This is a genomic window from Corynebacterium sp. S7 (genome assembly GCF_054401105.1).
In genome coordinates this window covers 1,402,555-1,416,238 of sequence record NZ_CM136760.1, presented here as the reverse complement: position 1 = coordinate 1,416,238, position 13,684 = coordinate 1,402,555, and the positions used below count along the sequence as shown (strand labels likewise).

Genomic DNA, 13,684 nt, shown 5'->3' with positions numbered 1-13,684 from the left:
GCAGTTTTATGTCCAACGACCCACATCCCCAGAGCACGACAAGCCCGACCGAATATCAACACCCAGTACGCAAGCGGAATTTCTTAGACTATGTCTTCGATGCCTTCCGTGGCTTCCTCATCGGACTTGCCGAACTGGTCCCCGGAATTTCCGGAGGCACAGTAGCACTCATCGTTGGTATTTATGAAAAGGCGCTGCACAACGCCGACCTGCTTATGAGGCGGCGATTCCGCGAGATTGATTGGCTTTTCCTTATCCTCGTTGGCGGCGGCATGGTGTTAGCCATTTTCACGATGTCCACCGTGATGCATAACTTTGTAAGCAACTATCCCGATCTGTCTAACGGATTGTTCCTGGGCATGGTGGCGGTATCCATCGTTGTTCCCATCGGCATGATGGATCGTCGAACGGCCACCTGGAAACTTCTCCTTCTATTCATCCCGGGAGTACTCATAGGCTTCATCGCCACCGGCTTTACCTCGGGCGTGGTAGAAAATCCAAGCCTCGTGGCCATCTTCTTCGCAGCTATGGTCGCCGTGTGCGCACTGATGATTCCGGGCTTGTCCGGCTCTTTCGTGTTGCTCGCTTTGGGCTTGTACCAGCCGATCATGGGCTCGCTGTCTAATCGCGAGTGGGATGTGATCATCGTGTTCATCCTCGGAGCACTCACCGGCGTGGTTGCTTTCGTTCGTATTTTGTCCTGGCTTTTGGAGAAGCATCGCAATGTCACCCTCGCGCTGATGGCCGGTCTGATGGTTGGTTCGCTGCGCGCACTGTGGCCGTGGCCCGACACCGAACCAACCAATGTTGGACCAGTTGTGGGCATGATGGTTCTCGGCGCGCTCATCGTTGCGGCGTTCTTGGCCGTGGACCGTTTCAAGCAGTCTAAGACACCATCGACGCAAGTAACGACGAGTGAACCCAGCTAATTGCGCTAAGAGTTTTATGTATGCACCTTTGGCGATATCATGGCCCTCATGCGTACATCCCTCGTTGCCGTTGCCGCCGCAGTCTCCCTCGCATTTGCTGGAGCTCCCGCCGCCTCGGCGAAAGAAAGCAGCACCACCGAGATCTCCTCGCAGGTAGAGACCTCAAGCGCGGAGACCTCAAGCGCGGAGACCTCTAGCAGCCAGAAACTTGAGGATCACTGGAACTGGGCCACCGAAGGCCTGGACATGATGTCCTCGGGAAGCTCGGGCTCAACTGTGGAAGGCTCCTCCCGGGTCGCGCTCGACTGGGTGCTGGGCTCGGTGGCAGCCACGGCATTCGGTAGCTTGTATGTTGCAGTGATGAATGCGTTGAAGTCGTTTTTCTAAGTTTCTAAGCCACTAAGATTTGTGCCCGCACCACCCGATTCGGGTGGTGTTCTTGTTTCTGTAGAGATGGGAAACCAGGGAGGAAATCGTCGTAAAGCGAAAAGCTTTTGTGCACCCCTCCTGTTATTCATTTACGTGCATAAATTACAGTTAAAGCAGATTTAATCGCGGAAAGAGGTAACGTTCAGCACCATGAATAGACCAGTTATGCTGGCGGCCGTTTTAGCTGCCACGGCCTCCCTGGCCGGGTGCGTGACCAACGTCGAGGGCGGCAACCCCGACGGCTGGCAAGAAATCACGCCCGCGGCGGTGCCGGAAATCGCCGCGATGGTGCCCGAATCAGTCAAAAGCGACGGCACGCTATCGGTGGGGTCGAACCCGCCCTTCGCGCCATTTGAGTTCAAGGACTCCCAGGGCAACATCATCGGCGTGGAAATGGACCTTGGCCGGGCCTTGGCTTCGGTGATGGGGCTTGAATTCCAGCCTGTAGAGCAAGACTTTGCCATGATTTTGCCGGCAGTGGATGCGGGCACCGTGGACGCGGGAATGTCGGGCTTTACCGACAACGAGGAACGCCGCACTAATTATGACTTTGTGGACTTTCTCTATGCGGGTATCCAGTGGGCGCAGCAGCCGGGCGACAATGTCGATCCGAATAACCCATGCGGATTAACAGTTGCGGTGCAGCGCACCACTGTCTCGGAGACTGACGACGTGCGGCCGAAGAACGAGGAATGTATCGCATCGGGTCAAGATCCGATCACTATCTTGAGCTATGACTCCTCGGATAACGCAGCACTGGCGCTGATGGTTGGCCGCGCGGATGCACTTTCGGCGGACTCCCCTGTGACCGCCTGGGCCGTCAACCGCTCGGATGGCAAGCTGGAAATTGTTGGCGACATGTTCGCCGCCGCACCTTATGGCATCGCCGTGCCGAAGGACTCGGAACTCGGACCTGCGTTGGCTGCGGCGATGCAACACCTCATCGATACTGGTGAATACCAGCGCATTCTTGCCCAATGGTCCATCGAGGACGGGCTGCTCGACCATGCTTTGATCAATGAACAACCTGTGCAACAACCTGTGGAGGCACAACGCTAATGACCACGTCAACGAATCCAACGCCGGCAGGGCGCTCTGAGACGGCTACGCGCCCGCAGCGCATCGAGGCCAAGCCACTGCGCCACCCCGGCCGGTGGGTGCTGGCCGCCGTTGTAATCGCGCTGTTCGCGTGGTTTATCATCGGCGCTGCCACGAACCCGGCCTACGGCTGGGACACCTACTTTAAGTATCTTTTTGATACCCGCATTGCTATTGCTGCTCTGCACACCATTGCGATCACAATCTTGGCCATGCTCATTGGCGTGGTCGGTGGCATCTTAATCGCAGTGATGCGCATGTCGGACAACCCGGTGTTCAAGGCTGTGGCCTGGGCGTTCCTCTGGGTTTTCCGTGGCACGCCGGTCTACGTCCAGTTGATGTTCTGGGGCCTGATCGGTGCGCTGTATCAGTCTATTAATGTCGGTTTCGCAGAGATTTCGCTGGAAGGCTTGACCTCGTCGGCATTCTTACTGGCTGTCATCGGGCTGGGCTTGAATGAGGCCGCGTACATGGCCGAGATCGTGCGCTCGGGTGTTTCTTCGGTGCCCGAGGGCCAAATCGAGGCCTCGAAGGCTCTGGGTATGAGTTGGGGCAAGACCATGCGCCGCACCGTATTGCCACAGGCGATGCGCATTATTATCCCGCCCACGGGCAACGAGTTCATCTCGCTGCTGAAGACTTCCTCGCTGGTTGTCGCGATTCCGTATACCGCCGAGCTCTACGGTCGCTCCATGGATATCGCCGCCGCCCTCTTTGAGCCCGTGCCGATGCTCCTCGTTGCCGCCACCTGGTACCTGGCCATCACCTCGGTTTTGATGGTGGGCCAGCACTACCTGGAAAAGTACTTTGAAAAGGGCGCGACCCGCGAACTTACCGCCCGCCAGCTGGCCAGCCTCGCCGACGCCGAAGGCACTGTGCCAAGCAATGTCACCGTTGTTGAAAGGAACAAATAAATGGCGAACGATCTGATGATCCATGCCGATAATGTCTGGAAGTCCTTCGGCAATTTGGACGTGCTCAAGGGCATCGATCTGGAGGTGCCCAAGGGCAACGTCACCACCCTGATCGGCCCCTCCGGCTCCGGTAAATCCACCCTGCTGCGGTGTGTGAATCACCTGGAGAAGATCACCGCTGGCCGCCTCTACGTCGAAGGTGAGCTGATCGGCTACCGCGAGAAAGACGGCACCCTTTACGAGATCTCCGAGAAGGAAGCCGCCCGCCAGCGCTCCGACATTGGCATGGTTTTCCAGTCCTTCAACCTGTTTTCGCACCGCACGGCCCTGGAGAACATCATCGAGGCGCCCACCCAGGTGAAGCACCAGCCGGTCGAGCAGGCGAAGAAGCGCGCGATGGAACTATTGGACATGGTGGGATTGGCCTCCAAGGCCAATGCCTACCCCGTCCAGCTTTCAGGCGGTCAGCAGCAGCGCGTGGCCATCGCGCGCGCGTTGGCTATGGATCCGAAATTGATGCTTTTCGACGAGCCCACCTCCGCCCTCGACCCCGAGCTCGTCGGGGAGGTACTGCGTGTCATGCGCGACCTTGCAGATCAGGGCATGACCATGTTGGTGGTCACCCACGAAATGGGCTTTGCTCGCGAAGTTGCCGACAACGTCGCCTTCATGGACGGTGGCGTGATCGTGGAGTACGGCACCCCAGACGAAGTGCTGAATAACCCGAAAGAGGAACGCACGAAAGCGTTCCTCTCGAGCTTGCTTTAACCAACCAGCCCAATAATTCCGCGGATCACCGCGGTAAGACCGCCGAGCACCGCGAGGGCAAGCGCCAGATTGTAGGCCTTGTCCCGCGGGATTTTCGGCGCCACCTTCACGCCGATGGAAATGCCCAGGATCATGGCCACGACGCCTATCCCCCACACTGCTGGATTCACCGTAGTCAGGTCGGCAGCACCGGTGAACTCCTTGATCAAGAAGGAAATGGCACCGGAAACCATAAAGATTGGCTGCAACGTGGCCGCATACATCCGCTGGTCCCAACGCGCAGCCGTCGCATACACAGTAATCGCCGGACCTGCGATACCCGCCAGCGTATTCATGAAGCCGGCAATCACGCCTGAGGCTGCCATAGGCACTGTTCCCTCGACGTGGGGAACGTAGCGCTTCCCAATGGTGACCACCGACAGTGCGATCAGCAGCAAGGTACCGGCCACAATGATCAACCAGTCAGGCGAGACCACGCGGATCAGCAGCGCGGCCGGAACGGCACCGGTCAAGTCCGCGGGAGTGGTGTTTCTGCCTTTCGATAAAACAAGCAGCGTGACGACCTCAGGGACCGGCACGAGCTCGATGCTGGCGCGGGCTCATGCAACCTCCTGAGTGGATTCCCTGGCGTCGATCACAGAGCTGGCCATCATCGCCTTCGTCTGCTCCAGGCTCGTCAACGACATGTAGCGCTTCTGCTGGATCCAATCATCGTGCTGCTCCGCCAACACGGCACCGACGAGGCGGACGACGGCGTCGCGGTTGGGGAAGATCCCGACGACATCGGTGCGCCGGCGGATCTCCCGGTTCAACCGCTCGGTCGGGTTGTTCGACCACACCTTCGTCCACACGGCCTTCGGCGCGTTCGTGAACGCCAGCAGCTCATCGAGGGACTCCTCGAGGTAGTCCGCGACATGGGGGAACTTCTGCTCACAGAAGCCCACCACCTCCCGTGCCTGATCCCACACAGCCTGGGCGTCGGGTTGCTGAAAGATCGTCTGGAACATCGCCGACAATGTCGGCCACTGCGTCTTGGGCACAAGGCCGGAGAGGTTCTTCGAAAAATGCGTCCGGCACCGCTGCCAGGACGCGTTGGGCAGGACGTCGCTGATGGCGTGCTGGATGCCCAGGTGCGCGTCGCTGGTGACCAGGTACACCTGATCCAGGCCCCGGGCCTTGAGGTCGCGGAAGAACCCGGTCCAGGAGGCCACAGACTCGGATGTGGCGACCTGCATACCGAGTAACTCGCGGTAGCCTTCGGCATTGACGCCGGTGGCCAGCAGGACGGAGGTTTTGACCACGCGGCCGCCTTCACGGACCTTCATCGTCAGCGCGTCGCATGAAACATACAGGTAGGGTCCGGTATCCAGGGGCCGGGTCCGGAAGTCCTCGACCATGACGTCGAGGTCTTTGGCCATCTCTGACACCTGTGATTTCGACAGGTTGTTGATCCCCAAGCTGGCGACCAGGTCGTTCATCCTGCGGGTGGAGACACCTTTGAGGTAGCAGGTGGCGATCACGGTGGTCAGGGCCCGTTCGGCCCGGGTGCGTCGTTCCAGCAGCCAGTCGGGGAAGAACGAACCGGTACGCAGCTTGGGCACGGCGACGTCGATGGTGCCAACCCGGGTGTCGAGGTCGCGGTGGCGGTAGCCGTTGCGGACGTTGGTGCGGGACTCGGATGTGGTGGCGTATTCGGCGCCGCAGATCTGGTCGGCCTGGGTGGACAGGATCTGGTTGATGAAGCCCTGGAGCATCTGTCTCATCAGGTCCGGGGAGGCTTGAGACAGCAGGTCGTCGAGATAGGTGGTGGGGTCGATAGAATGGGGGCCAGCGGCCATCGTGGTGTCCCTTTCGAGGAGATGTAGGAGTTGATTCGAAAGGTACTGCGGTGGTCGCCTCGTGCATTCATGAGGGTTGTCACCGGCAGTTACAGATACACCACGCTAACGGACGCAACCACGGCACCGAAGACCAACATCGAGGAAATCACGGCGAAGTTTCGCCAGTTCACGTTCTTGTATACCGTCAGGGTGCTCATCGCCGCGTTGATGGAGGCGAGCACGTTGAGGACCAAAATGCCGTCGACAGGGCCCATGAAAATCATCAGCACGGGCCCTCCGATAAGCCCGAGGCCCATTCCTGAGATGCGCTGGAGCAGCGCCCCGACGAAGACCGTCAGGAATACGACTATCGCTGCGGTCACCGATATTTCTCCCGCATTGCCTCAAGGACAACGTCGGGAACTAAACCCGTGATATCTCCGCCGTACTGCACAACTTCCTTGCACAGCGAGGAGGACACATAGCCGTATTTTTCATTGGTGATCAGAAAGAACGTTTCCACGCCCGAGAGACGACGGTTCATCTGTGCCATAGGCAGCTCATAGTCATAATCAAGTGACGAGCGCAGGCCCTTGACCAGCGCCGTCACGCGGTGCGCGGTGGTGTAATCCACCAGCAGCCCACCCCAGTGATCAATGCGCAAGTTGGGGATGTCGCGCGTGACTTCCCGGATCAGGTCCTTGCGCTCATCTACCGTAAACAGCCCCGAGGTCTTGCCCGGGTTGCCGGTAATCAGCACGACGATCTCGTCGAAGTTCTTTGCTGCTCTCTCAAAAATATCGAGGTGGCCATTGGTGACCGGGTCAAAGGATCCGGGGCAAACTGCAATTGTCACTGATCTGTGTTCCTTTCAGAGTCTCGGTCAAAAGTAGCCATATCCATCCTGGCAATACCATACAGACGCTTCTTCAACTTCTGCCCCGTCGGGGTAAATCCCTCCGGCCAAGCGGTCTCCGGACTATCGCGGTGGCGCTCCACCACAACCACGGCACCATCAACGAGTGCCGGGATAAGCGCGTTGAGCATTTCCACGACTGACTCGTCGGCAAGTTCATAGGGTGGGTCCGCCAACACCATGGTGAAGTGCTCACGTGGGGCACGCGCGAGGTAGGTCGACGCCGCCACGGGCTCGATGGTCACGTGTGGATGCTTGACCACCGCCTTGTTGAACTCAAGGATCTCCACCGCTTTGGCATCATTTTCCACCAGCACAACCGACTCGGCGCCACGCGAGGCCGCCTCGAGACCAAGCGCGCCAGAGCCAGCAAACAGGTCCAACACAACTTGACCCGGGAACCCAAAGCGGGCATTCAACGAGGAAAACAGACCTTCCCTAGCCCGGTCCGACGTGGGTCGCGTCCCCTCGGGCGGTACCTTAATCTTCCTGCCGCGTGCATCGCCGGCGATAATGCGATTCATGTCCCTTACCTTAACGGGAAGCTAGCTTTTCTCTAAGTATTCAAGGTCAGAGTCGTCCAAATCAGCTGTCAGTTCGCGCGCCAGGTCCGGTTGCTTCTCGACGAGCGCTGCCGCATCTTCATTCGCCCGCTGAATCAATTGGTAATCCTTGGTCAAACTCAGCAGCTTAAGCCTGCGGCGCGTGCCGGATTGGGAGGTGCCCAGCACGTCGCCCTCACTGCGGGTTTCTAGGTCCAGCTCCGCCAACTCAAAGCCATCCGAGGTATCTGCCACTGCCTGTACGCGGTCGAACTGGGGCGTCTGATCGCTAGCAAGTGTATGGAACAAACAGAGCGACTTGTGTCCGCCACGACCCACGCGACCGCGGAGCTGGTGGAGCTGGGAAACGCCGAAGGATTCGGACTCGCGGATCATCATCACGGTGGCGTTGGGTACGTCCACGCCGACCTCGATGACGGTGGTGGACACCAGCACGTCGATGTCTCCGCGGGCGAATTCCGCCATGATGGCGTCTTTCTCGTCGCCCTTCATCCGGCCGTGCAGGACACCCACGGAGAGGTCCTGGAACTCGGTGGCCGCGAGGTGCGCCGCCATCTGAAGCACACCACCTTCGCCTTCGATGCGCGGGCACACGATATAAGCCTGGCGGCCGACGGCGACTTCCTCGCGGATTTTCTCCCAGGCGCGAGCAACCCAGGTGGGCAGGAACTCGGGCACCACCGAGGACTGGATGGGTTTGCGCCCGCCCGGCAGCTCGCGCAGCGTGGACACTTCCAGGTCGGCGAACACGGTCATGGCGATGGTGCGCGGAATTGGCGTTGCCGTCATCACCAGCATGTGCGGGGTGTAGCGCTCGTTTTTGGTGCGCAGCTGATCGCGCTGCTCCACGCCGAAGCGGTGCTGCTCATCGATGACCACGAAGCCCAGGTCGAAGAAGTCCACTGAGTCTTGGATGATGGCGTGGGTGCCCACCACGATGTCTGCCTCGCCGGTGACAATTTTCAGCAGCGCCTCCTGTTTCTGCGCAGCACCCATCGAGCCAGTCAAGGCCACCACCCTGACTTGCACACCCGCGTTGAGCAAGGTGAGCTGCAGGGAACGCGCGTGCTGCAGCGCTAGGACCTCGGTGGGAGCAAGCAGCGCGCACTGTTTCCCATTGTCAATGGCCTGCAACATAGCCAACAGCGCCACGATAGTCTTACCGGAACCGACCTCACCCTGAAGCAAACGAGACATGGGCCGAGGGCGTGCAAGATCGTCGCTGACATCGGTAAGCACCTGTTGCTGGCCGTGGGTCAGTGGAAACGGCAGGCCCTTGAGCATGCCGTCTTGATCGCGGCCTTCTACCCTCGGCAGCGCAGGCGCGGATTGCTGGCTGGCATCTACTCGTCGTAAAGCCATAACAAGCGCAACGGAAAGTGCCTCGTTGTACTTCAGCCGATCCACCGCCGCCTGGGGGCCTTCGGCCGGGGGCTCGTGGATACCGCGCAGGGCAGCATCAAAGCTGATGAAGCCCTCGGGGGTCTCACCGAGTGGCTCGGGCAAGGTGGGCAGGGACTCCAAAATGGAATAGATCGCACCCATGATTGTCCACGTGGACACCTTGGCGGTGGCCGGGTAAACAGGCAGGAACTCGCGGCCCTTGAGCATCTCGGCGAGCGAGCCGAACTTGCCCAGCTGCGCCATCGAGCCGGTGGCTTGGCCGGAGCCATCCATGAGCACGTAATCGGGGTGTGACATCTGCGGATTACCGCGGAAAAAGGAAAGCTTGCCCGTAACCATGAGCCGGGTGCCTACCTTGAGAAGCCGCTCCAGATAGTGCGCATTGAAGAAGGAGGCGCGCACGCTGGTGATGCCGTCGAAGATGACCACCGTCAAAATGTGCTTGCCCTTGCGGTAATCCGTGCGCAGGGACTCAACGTGGCCCATGAAACTGATCGTGTCACCGTCCTGGGCACCCAAAATGGCCGAGGTGCCGCCATAGTGGAGGTATTTGCGCGGAAAGAGCTCAACCAAGTCACCGCAGGTGGAAACGCCAAGATGCTTGGTCAGCTTCTTGGCTTCCTTCTCCGGCAGAACCTCACCTAGAGGCCTTGTATCGCGAAACCCCAACACCGCCGCTACTCCACTCCGATCTCCGCGCACACATTAAGTCCATCTGCAGGATAGAACACAACATCGACACCGAGTTTTTCGCGGAGGGTTTCCTGCTCAAATTGGTCCACGTAATCGGGGTGCACCAGCAGCGTGACCAGCTCGCCGCCGGATTCAAGCAGGCGCTTGCAGCACAGCAAAGTCGCGTCCGAAACGGTATCTCCAATGGCCACGATGTCGCCGTGGGAGTGAGCAATGAGATCCCCGCGCGAGCAGGGCCCCGCCTGAGTTAGAGCTGCGCGCTCGGCCTCGGTGACCACGGCGATGCGCATCTCACCGGCCGCCTCACTCATTGTGTAGGAAGCAGTGGCCAGCGGTTGCTGCGGATCGTGCATCGCCAGCGCGGCAATGCCAGACACCAGGCGCACGGTGGGAAGCAGCATGATCTGCTGTTCAAAGGCCGCGGCCGCCTTTTCAATGGCCACCAGCGCCCGGTTGTCCAGCAAACCATTAGGCAGCAGCACAATTTCCTGGGCCTCCGATTCACGAATCAGCCCCAGAATCTCACCCACCACGTTCTCCCCCGGCGCAACCACGGTGGCCCCGGCTTGTTCATACAAACTGCTCAGCGACCCAGGAGGAGTGACGGCAATGATAATCCGCGAAGGTGCGCTCGTGCGCGGTCCCTGCGGCAAGATTTCCAGGCGCAGGTCGCTCACCTCGCCGCGCGCGTAGGCTGTTTCAATGATCTCGCCAGCGTTCGCCGAGTGAATGTGCACACGCCCCTCGGTATCGCTCGCGCGCGCGATGACCAGGCTATCGCCGAGCGGATGCAGCGCCTCCTCCAGCGCGCTAACATCCCCGCGGAAATAAAACATGACCTCCAGGTCGCCGGGCACCGAGTGGGAGGCGTCTTTCGCGTCATCGCTTATCGACGACTCCACGGCCTCCTCCCCAGTCACCTCGCTATAGAGCGCGTCAAGCAGCACGACTAGACCCGCACCGCCAGCATCGACCACGCCAGCCTCGCGCAGCACGTCCAACTGCGAGGGCGTGTTTTCCAGCGCGGTGCGCGCGGCATCCCGGGCCGCCAAAACCACGTCATACAGTTCCGGTTCCGCCGCCCTGGCTGCCGTGGCTGCGGCGCGCAGGACGGTGACCACTGTGCCCTCAACAGGATCCGCGATGGCCTTGTCCACGTACTGCACCGCCATCCGCAGCGCTTTTGCAATGGTCTCGCCATTGACCTGGCCCGCACTTGCCGACTGCGCCAAACCTCGCAGGACCTGCGACAACACCACACCTGAGTTACCCCGGGCACCACGGATACTGCCGGTGGCCAGAGCCTCGGCTACCTTATCTGCAGGTGCATCTGGCTCGAGTTTCTCGGCCTCGGCGAGAGCCGCGGACATGGTGTGGGCCATGTTGGATCCGGTGTCTGAATCCGGGACGGGAAACACGTTGAGCGCGTTAATTTCAGCGCGTTTGCGGTTGAGTTCATCCACCGCGCGCGACGCCCACGAACGGATACGGGCGCCATCAAGCTCAACAGGATACGACATGTTAACCAACTTTACAGTTGCCAGTTCACAGGGGCTGCACCTTGGTCGGCGAGTGACTGATTAGCTCGTGAGAAAGGCCGAGATCCGAAAAAACCACGCCGAGCCGACAGCGGCGAAGGGTGCGCCGACGCAATCACTGGCGTGTTGCCCAAAAATTTGGCTGCGCTTTGGGCGTCTTTGCCCCACAAAATGGCTACCAGTGGCTGATTCCTTTCGGCCAGGGCACGAATGGCCTGCTCCGTGACCTGTTCCCAGCCCTTCCCCCGATGCGAGGCCGCCTCGCCGGGGCGCACGCTAAGTACCCTGTTGAGCAGGAGCACGCCCTGGTTCGCCCAGGCTGTCAGATCGCCGTCTGCTCTAGGTTGCACGCCCAGGTCGTCGTGAAGCTCTGTGTAAATATTGACCAACGACCGCGGCGGCTTCACCCCGGGCATCGTGGAAAAGCTCAGGCCCATCGCGTGCCCCGGCGTGGGGTACGGGTCTTGTCCGACAATAAGCACCTTGACCTGGTCGAATGGATCCTGAAAGGCGCGCAAAATGTTCTTGCCCTCGGGCAGGTAGGCGGGCTCGGAGCGCAGGAAATCGCCCATCGCGTGAATCTGCGTCTCCACCGGCGCGAGCGCCTCATTCCATGAAGGATGAACCGGAAGTGCCATTTAGAAACTCCGCCACCCTTCGCCATACTTCGGACGCTTGCCATCAACGCGCACGCCCGGCGTTTTCACCACTTGCCCGATTGAACGGAACCCGGCCGGCGCCTGCCCATGCGTGGTGCCCAGCAGCGTATGATCCTCGCCGCCGGAAAGTACCCAATACCACGGGTCCACGCCCAGTAGCTCGCCGGCCGCATGCAGCAATTTATCCGGAGCAATGCTTATCGACGACAATTCAATGCCCACTCCAGATCGCTCCGCCAATGTGGACATATCGCTGATCAGACCGTCGGAGTTATCGGTCATTGCGGTCGCCCCGGCCGCGCGCGCAATCACGCCGCGGCCCGGAATCAGGTACGGGGCCTGGTGTGCCTCGATGAGCGGATAAAGCGACTCGTGGACATCAATGCCCGAGGCCAAAATAGCCAGACCCGCCGCCGAGTAGCCAATCTTGCCGTGGGCCACGACACGCTGGCCGGCGCGGGCCTGATCTAGGGTCAGCTCGTGCAAGTTGCCGCCGAGCGTGCCAATTGCGGTCACCGAAATGACCAGGTTCTCCCCCGCTGTGAGATCGCCGCCGACCAGCTCGGCCGCGTAGTCGTCGCAACGCGATGCGATGCCCTCCGCTAACTCGCGCACAACTGCAACGGGAGTGTCCTCTGGGGCGGAAATTGCCAGCAGTGCAGCAATGGGACGCGCGCCCATCGCCTCAACGTCGGCGAAATTCTGCACAATCGCCTTGCGCCCAAGTTGGAACGGCGTGGTCCACTCCCGCTTGAAGTGGCGCCCCTCGACGAGCATGTCGGTCGTGGCCACGGTGCGCGAATTCGTCGACGCGTGAACCAACACCGCCGCGTCATCGCCATTGAGCGACGACGGTGCCGCCGTCCGGATCTCTTGGATGGCGGCGTGCTCCCCGACCTCGCCGAGCGTTGGGCCAATCGTGGGGAACCCGGTGCTGATCATTGGATAAAAAGGCCTTTCAGTAGACTAAGGCGACATGAACGACGATACGCCTAGCGACGACCTCCAATTTAACCGCACCCCAGCCCTGATTAGCCTTGGGCTTGCCATTGTCCTGGTCATTGCAGTTATATTTGGTGCTCGCTGGTACTTCGACAAACTCTCCAACCAGCCCATCGCGATCACGCCCATCGATGCGCCAGATGCCGAGACCGCGGAGTGCGCGGCGCTCGTTGATTCGCTGCCCAACGAGCTGCTGGGCAATAAGCGCGCCGAAATCATCGAGCCTGCTCCTGCCGGTGTGGCCGCGTGGCAGTCCAGTGAGATCCAGCGCATTACCTTGCGCTGTGGCGTGAACATGCCTTTGCAGTACACCGAGTATGCCCAGACCGAGAACCTCGGTGGCGTGGAGTGGTTGCGTATCGACGACGCCACTCCCGAATCCACCCTCTCTACCTGGTACAGCACGGACCGGTACCCGGTTGTGGCGGTAACTGCGGATTCCTCGGCTCTGGATGGCCAGGCTGAGCCTGTTTCCTCGCTGCCGGTTTCGGCGCTTGCTACTGCTGAGATTCAGCCTGGGCCTGCGCCTTTGTCCCAGCTTGCTGATGGTTCTTCTGAGTCAGTGTGCGCAGGGTTCTTGTCTGCGCTACCAGATTCTGTTGCTTCCGGTTACTCGCGTATGCAGGTCTCCGAACCCAACACGGTTGCCTGGACCGCCGATGGTCAGGAGCCCATTGTGGTGCGCTGCAACGTTGCGGAACCTGAAAACTACCAGGCCGGCGAGCAGCTGCAGCAAATCAACAATGTGACCTGGTTCGAGGACACCCAGCTGATCAATGGTTCCACGGCTTCCACCTGGTTTGCGCTGGGCCGCGAGACCTACATTGCTGTTTCGGTGCCGCAGTACGCGGGCAATTCCGCGATTGTGCGGATTACGGAGGCGATTGAGGCCACCACTTCTGCTAGCTAGGGTTCGGTGCTGCGCAGGACTTCGATATCGAACGCTGGCTA

At 60.2% G+C, this 13,684-nt stretch carries 15 protein-coding genes; 6 read left to right on the top strand and 9 right to left on the bottom strand.

Annotated features, from left to right (window positions below; all coding sequences use genetic code 11):
• Positions 1 to 8 precede the first annotated feature (8 nt).
• From ACXZ66_RS06805 to ACXZ66_RS06785, 5 genes are all read left to right on the top strand, one after another.
• Positions 9 to 929, top strand: a complete 921-nt coding sequence (locus ACXZ66_RS06805; RefSeq protein ID WP_458751161.1) for a DUF368 domain-containing protein — start codon at positions 9 to 11, stop codon at positions 927 to 929.
• Positions 930 to 977: 48 nt separating this feature from the next.
• Entirely contained in the window at positions 978 to 1,316 is a 339-nt protein-coding gene (locus ACXZ66_RS06800) for a hypothetical protein (RefSeq protein ID WP_458751159.1), read from the top strand.
• 192 nt (positions 1,317 to 1,508) lie between these two features.
• A complete protein-coding gene (locus ACXZ66_RS06795; protein WP_458751157.1) occupies positions 1,509 to 2,417 on the top strand; it encodes an ABC transporter substrate-binding protein in 909 nt (302 codons plus the stop codon).
• Positions 2,417 to 3,370: an amino acid ABC transporter permease gene (locus tag ACXZ66_RS06790; RefSeq protein WP_458751156.1), complete on the top strand. Its 954-nt coding sequence runs from the start codon at positions 2,417 to 2,419 to the stop codon at positions 3,368 to 3,370. The genes ACXZ66_RS06795 and ACXZ66_RS06790 overlap by 1 nt, the downstream gene beginning before the upstream one ends.
• Positions 3,371 to 4,138 carry an amino acid ABC transporter ATP-binding protein gene (locus tag ACXZ66_RS06785; protein ID WP_458751154.1) on the top strand — a complete coding sequence of 256 codons (768 nt, stop codon included), beginning with the start codon at positions 3,371 to 3,373 and terminating at the stop codon, positions 4,136 to 4,138.
• Here the strand turns inward: ACXZ66_RS06785 and ACXZ66_RS06780 are convergent.
• From ACXZ66_RS06780 to ACXZ66_RS06740, 9 genes are all read right to left on the bottom strand, one after another.
• Positions 4,135 to 4,716, bottom strand: a complete 582-nt coding sequence (locus ACXZ66_RS06780; RefSeq protein ID WP_458751152.1) for a TSUP family transporter — start codon at positions 4,714 to 4,716, stop codon at positions 4,135 to 4,137. The genes ACXZ66_RS06785 and ACXZ66_RS06780 overlap by 4 nt on opposite strands.
• Positions 4,717 to 4,737: 21 nt before the next feature.
• Entirely contained in the window at positions 4,738 to 5,976 is a 1,239-nt protein-coding gene (locus tag ACXZ66_RS06775; protein ID WP_458749673.1) for an IS256 family transposase, read from the bottom strand.
• A gap of 89 nt (positions 5,977 to 6,065) precedes the next feature.
• Entirely contained in the window at positions 6,066 to 6,341 is a 276-nt protein-coding gene (locus ACXZ66_RS06770; RefSeq protein ID WP_458751151.1) for a hypothetical protein, read from the bottom strand.
• Positions 6,338 to 6,814 (bottom strand): pantetheine-phosphate adenylyltransferase, encoded by a 477-nt coding sequence (gene coaD / locus ACXZ66_RS06765; protein ID WP_458751149.1) that lies wholly within the window; start codon positions 6,812 to 6,814, stop codon positions 6,338 to 6,340. The genes ACXZ66_RS06770 and coaD overlap by 4 nt, the downstream gene beginning before the upstream one ends.
• On the bottom strand, positions 6,811 to 7,398 hold the full coding sequence (locus ACXZ66_RS06760; RefSeq protein ID WP_458751147.1) for an RsmD family RNA methyltransferase: 588 nt from the start codon (positions 7,396 to 7,398) through the stop codon (positions 6,811 to 6,813). Before ACXZ66_RS06760 ends, coaD begins: the two co-directional genes overlap by 4 nt.
• Before the next feature lie 21 nt (positions 7,399 to 7,419).
• On the bottom strand, positions 7,420 to 9,513 hold the full coding sequence (locus tag ACXZ66_RS06755; RefSeq protein ID WP_458751308.1) for an ATP-dependent DNA helicase RecG: 2,094 nt from the start codon (positions 9,511 to 9,513) through the stop codon (positions 7,420 to 7,422).
• Positions 9,514 to 9,518: 5 nt separating this feature from the next.
• The gene (locus ACXZ66_RS06750) at positions 9,519 to 11,054 is read right to left on the bottom strand and encodes a DAK2 domain-containing protein (RefSeq protein ID WP_458751146.1); all 1,536 of its coding nucleotides are present in this window, start codon (positions 11,052 to 11,054) and stop codon (positions 9,519 to 9,521) included.
• A gap of 11 nt (positions 11,055 to 11,065) precedes the next feature.
• Entirely contained in the window at positions 11,066 to 11,710 is a 645-nt protein-coding gene (locus ACXZ66_RS06745) for a uracil-DNA glycosylase (RefSeq protein ID WP_458751144.1), read from the bottom strand.
• Positions 11,711 to 12,673: a thiamine-phosphate kinase gene (locus ACXZ66_RS06740; RefSeq protein ID WP_458751143.1), complete on the bottom strand. Its 963-nt coding sequence runs from the start codon at positions 12,671 to 12,673 to the stop codon at positions 11,711 to 11,713. It abuts the gene before it with no gap.
• 34 nt (positions 12,674 to 12,707) lie between these two features.
• Here ACXZ66_RS06740 and ACXZ66_RS06735 point away from each other — a divergent pair, with 34 nt between their 5' ends.
• Entirely contained in the window at positions 12,708 to 13,643 is a 936-nt protein-coding gene (locus ACXZ66_RS06735) for a DUF3515 domain-containing protein (RefSeq protein ID WP_458751141.1), read from the top strand.
• Positions 13,644 to 13,684 lie beyond the last annotated feature (41 nt).

Excerpts from the sequence above, each read along its gene's own strand:
- ACXZ66_RS06805 (WP_458751161.1), top strand. The coding sequence starts at position 9 with ATGTCCAACGACCCACATCCCCAGAGCACGACAAGCCCGACCGAATAT.
- ACXZ66_RS06800 (WP_458751159.1), top strand. The coding sequence starts at position 978 with ATGCGTACATCCCTCGTTGCCGTTGCCGCCGCAGTCTCCCTCGCATTT.
- ACXZ66_RS06795 (WP_458751157.1), top strand. The coding sequence starts at position 1,509 with ATGAATAGACCAGTTATGCTGGCGGCCGTTTTAGCTGCCACGGCCTCC.
- ACXZ66_RS06790 (WP_458751156.1), top strand. The coding sequence starts at position 2,417 with ATGACCACGTCAACGAATCCAACGCCGGCAGGGCGCTCTGAGACGGCT.
- ACXZ66_RS06785 (WP_458751154.1), top strand. The coding sequence starts at position 3,371 with ATGGCGAACGATCTGATGATCCATGCCGATAATGTCTGGAAGTCCTTC.
- ACXZ66_RS06775 (WP_458749673.1), bottom strand. The coding sequence starts at position 5,976 with ATGGCCGCTGGCCCCCATTCTATCGACCCCACCACCTATCTCGACGAC.
- ACXZ66_RS06760 (WP_458751147.1), bottom strand. The coding sequence starts at position 7,398 with ATGAATCGCATTATCGCCGGCGATGCACGCGGCAGGAAGATTAAGGTA.
- ACXZ66_RS06750 (WP_458751146.1), bottom strand. The coding sequence starts at position 11,054 with ATGTCGTATCCTGTTGAGCTTGATGGCGCCCGTATCCGTTCGTGGGCG.
- ACXZ66_RS06745 (WP_458751144.1), bottom strand. The coding sequence starts at position 11,710 with ATGGCACTTCCGGTTCATCCTTCATGGAATGAGGCGCTCGCGCCGGTG.
- ACXZ66_RS06740 (WP_458751143.1), bottom strand. The coding sequence starts at position 12,673 with ATGATCAGCACCGGGTTCCCCACGATTGGCCCAACGCTCGGCGAGGTC.
- ACXZ66_RS06735 (WP_458751141.1), top strand. The coding sequence starts at position 12,708 with ATGAACGACGATACGCCTAGCGACGACCTCCAATTTAACCGCACCCCA.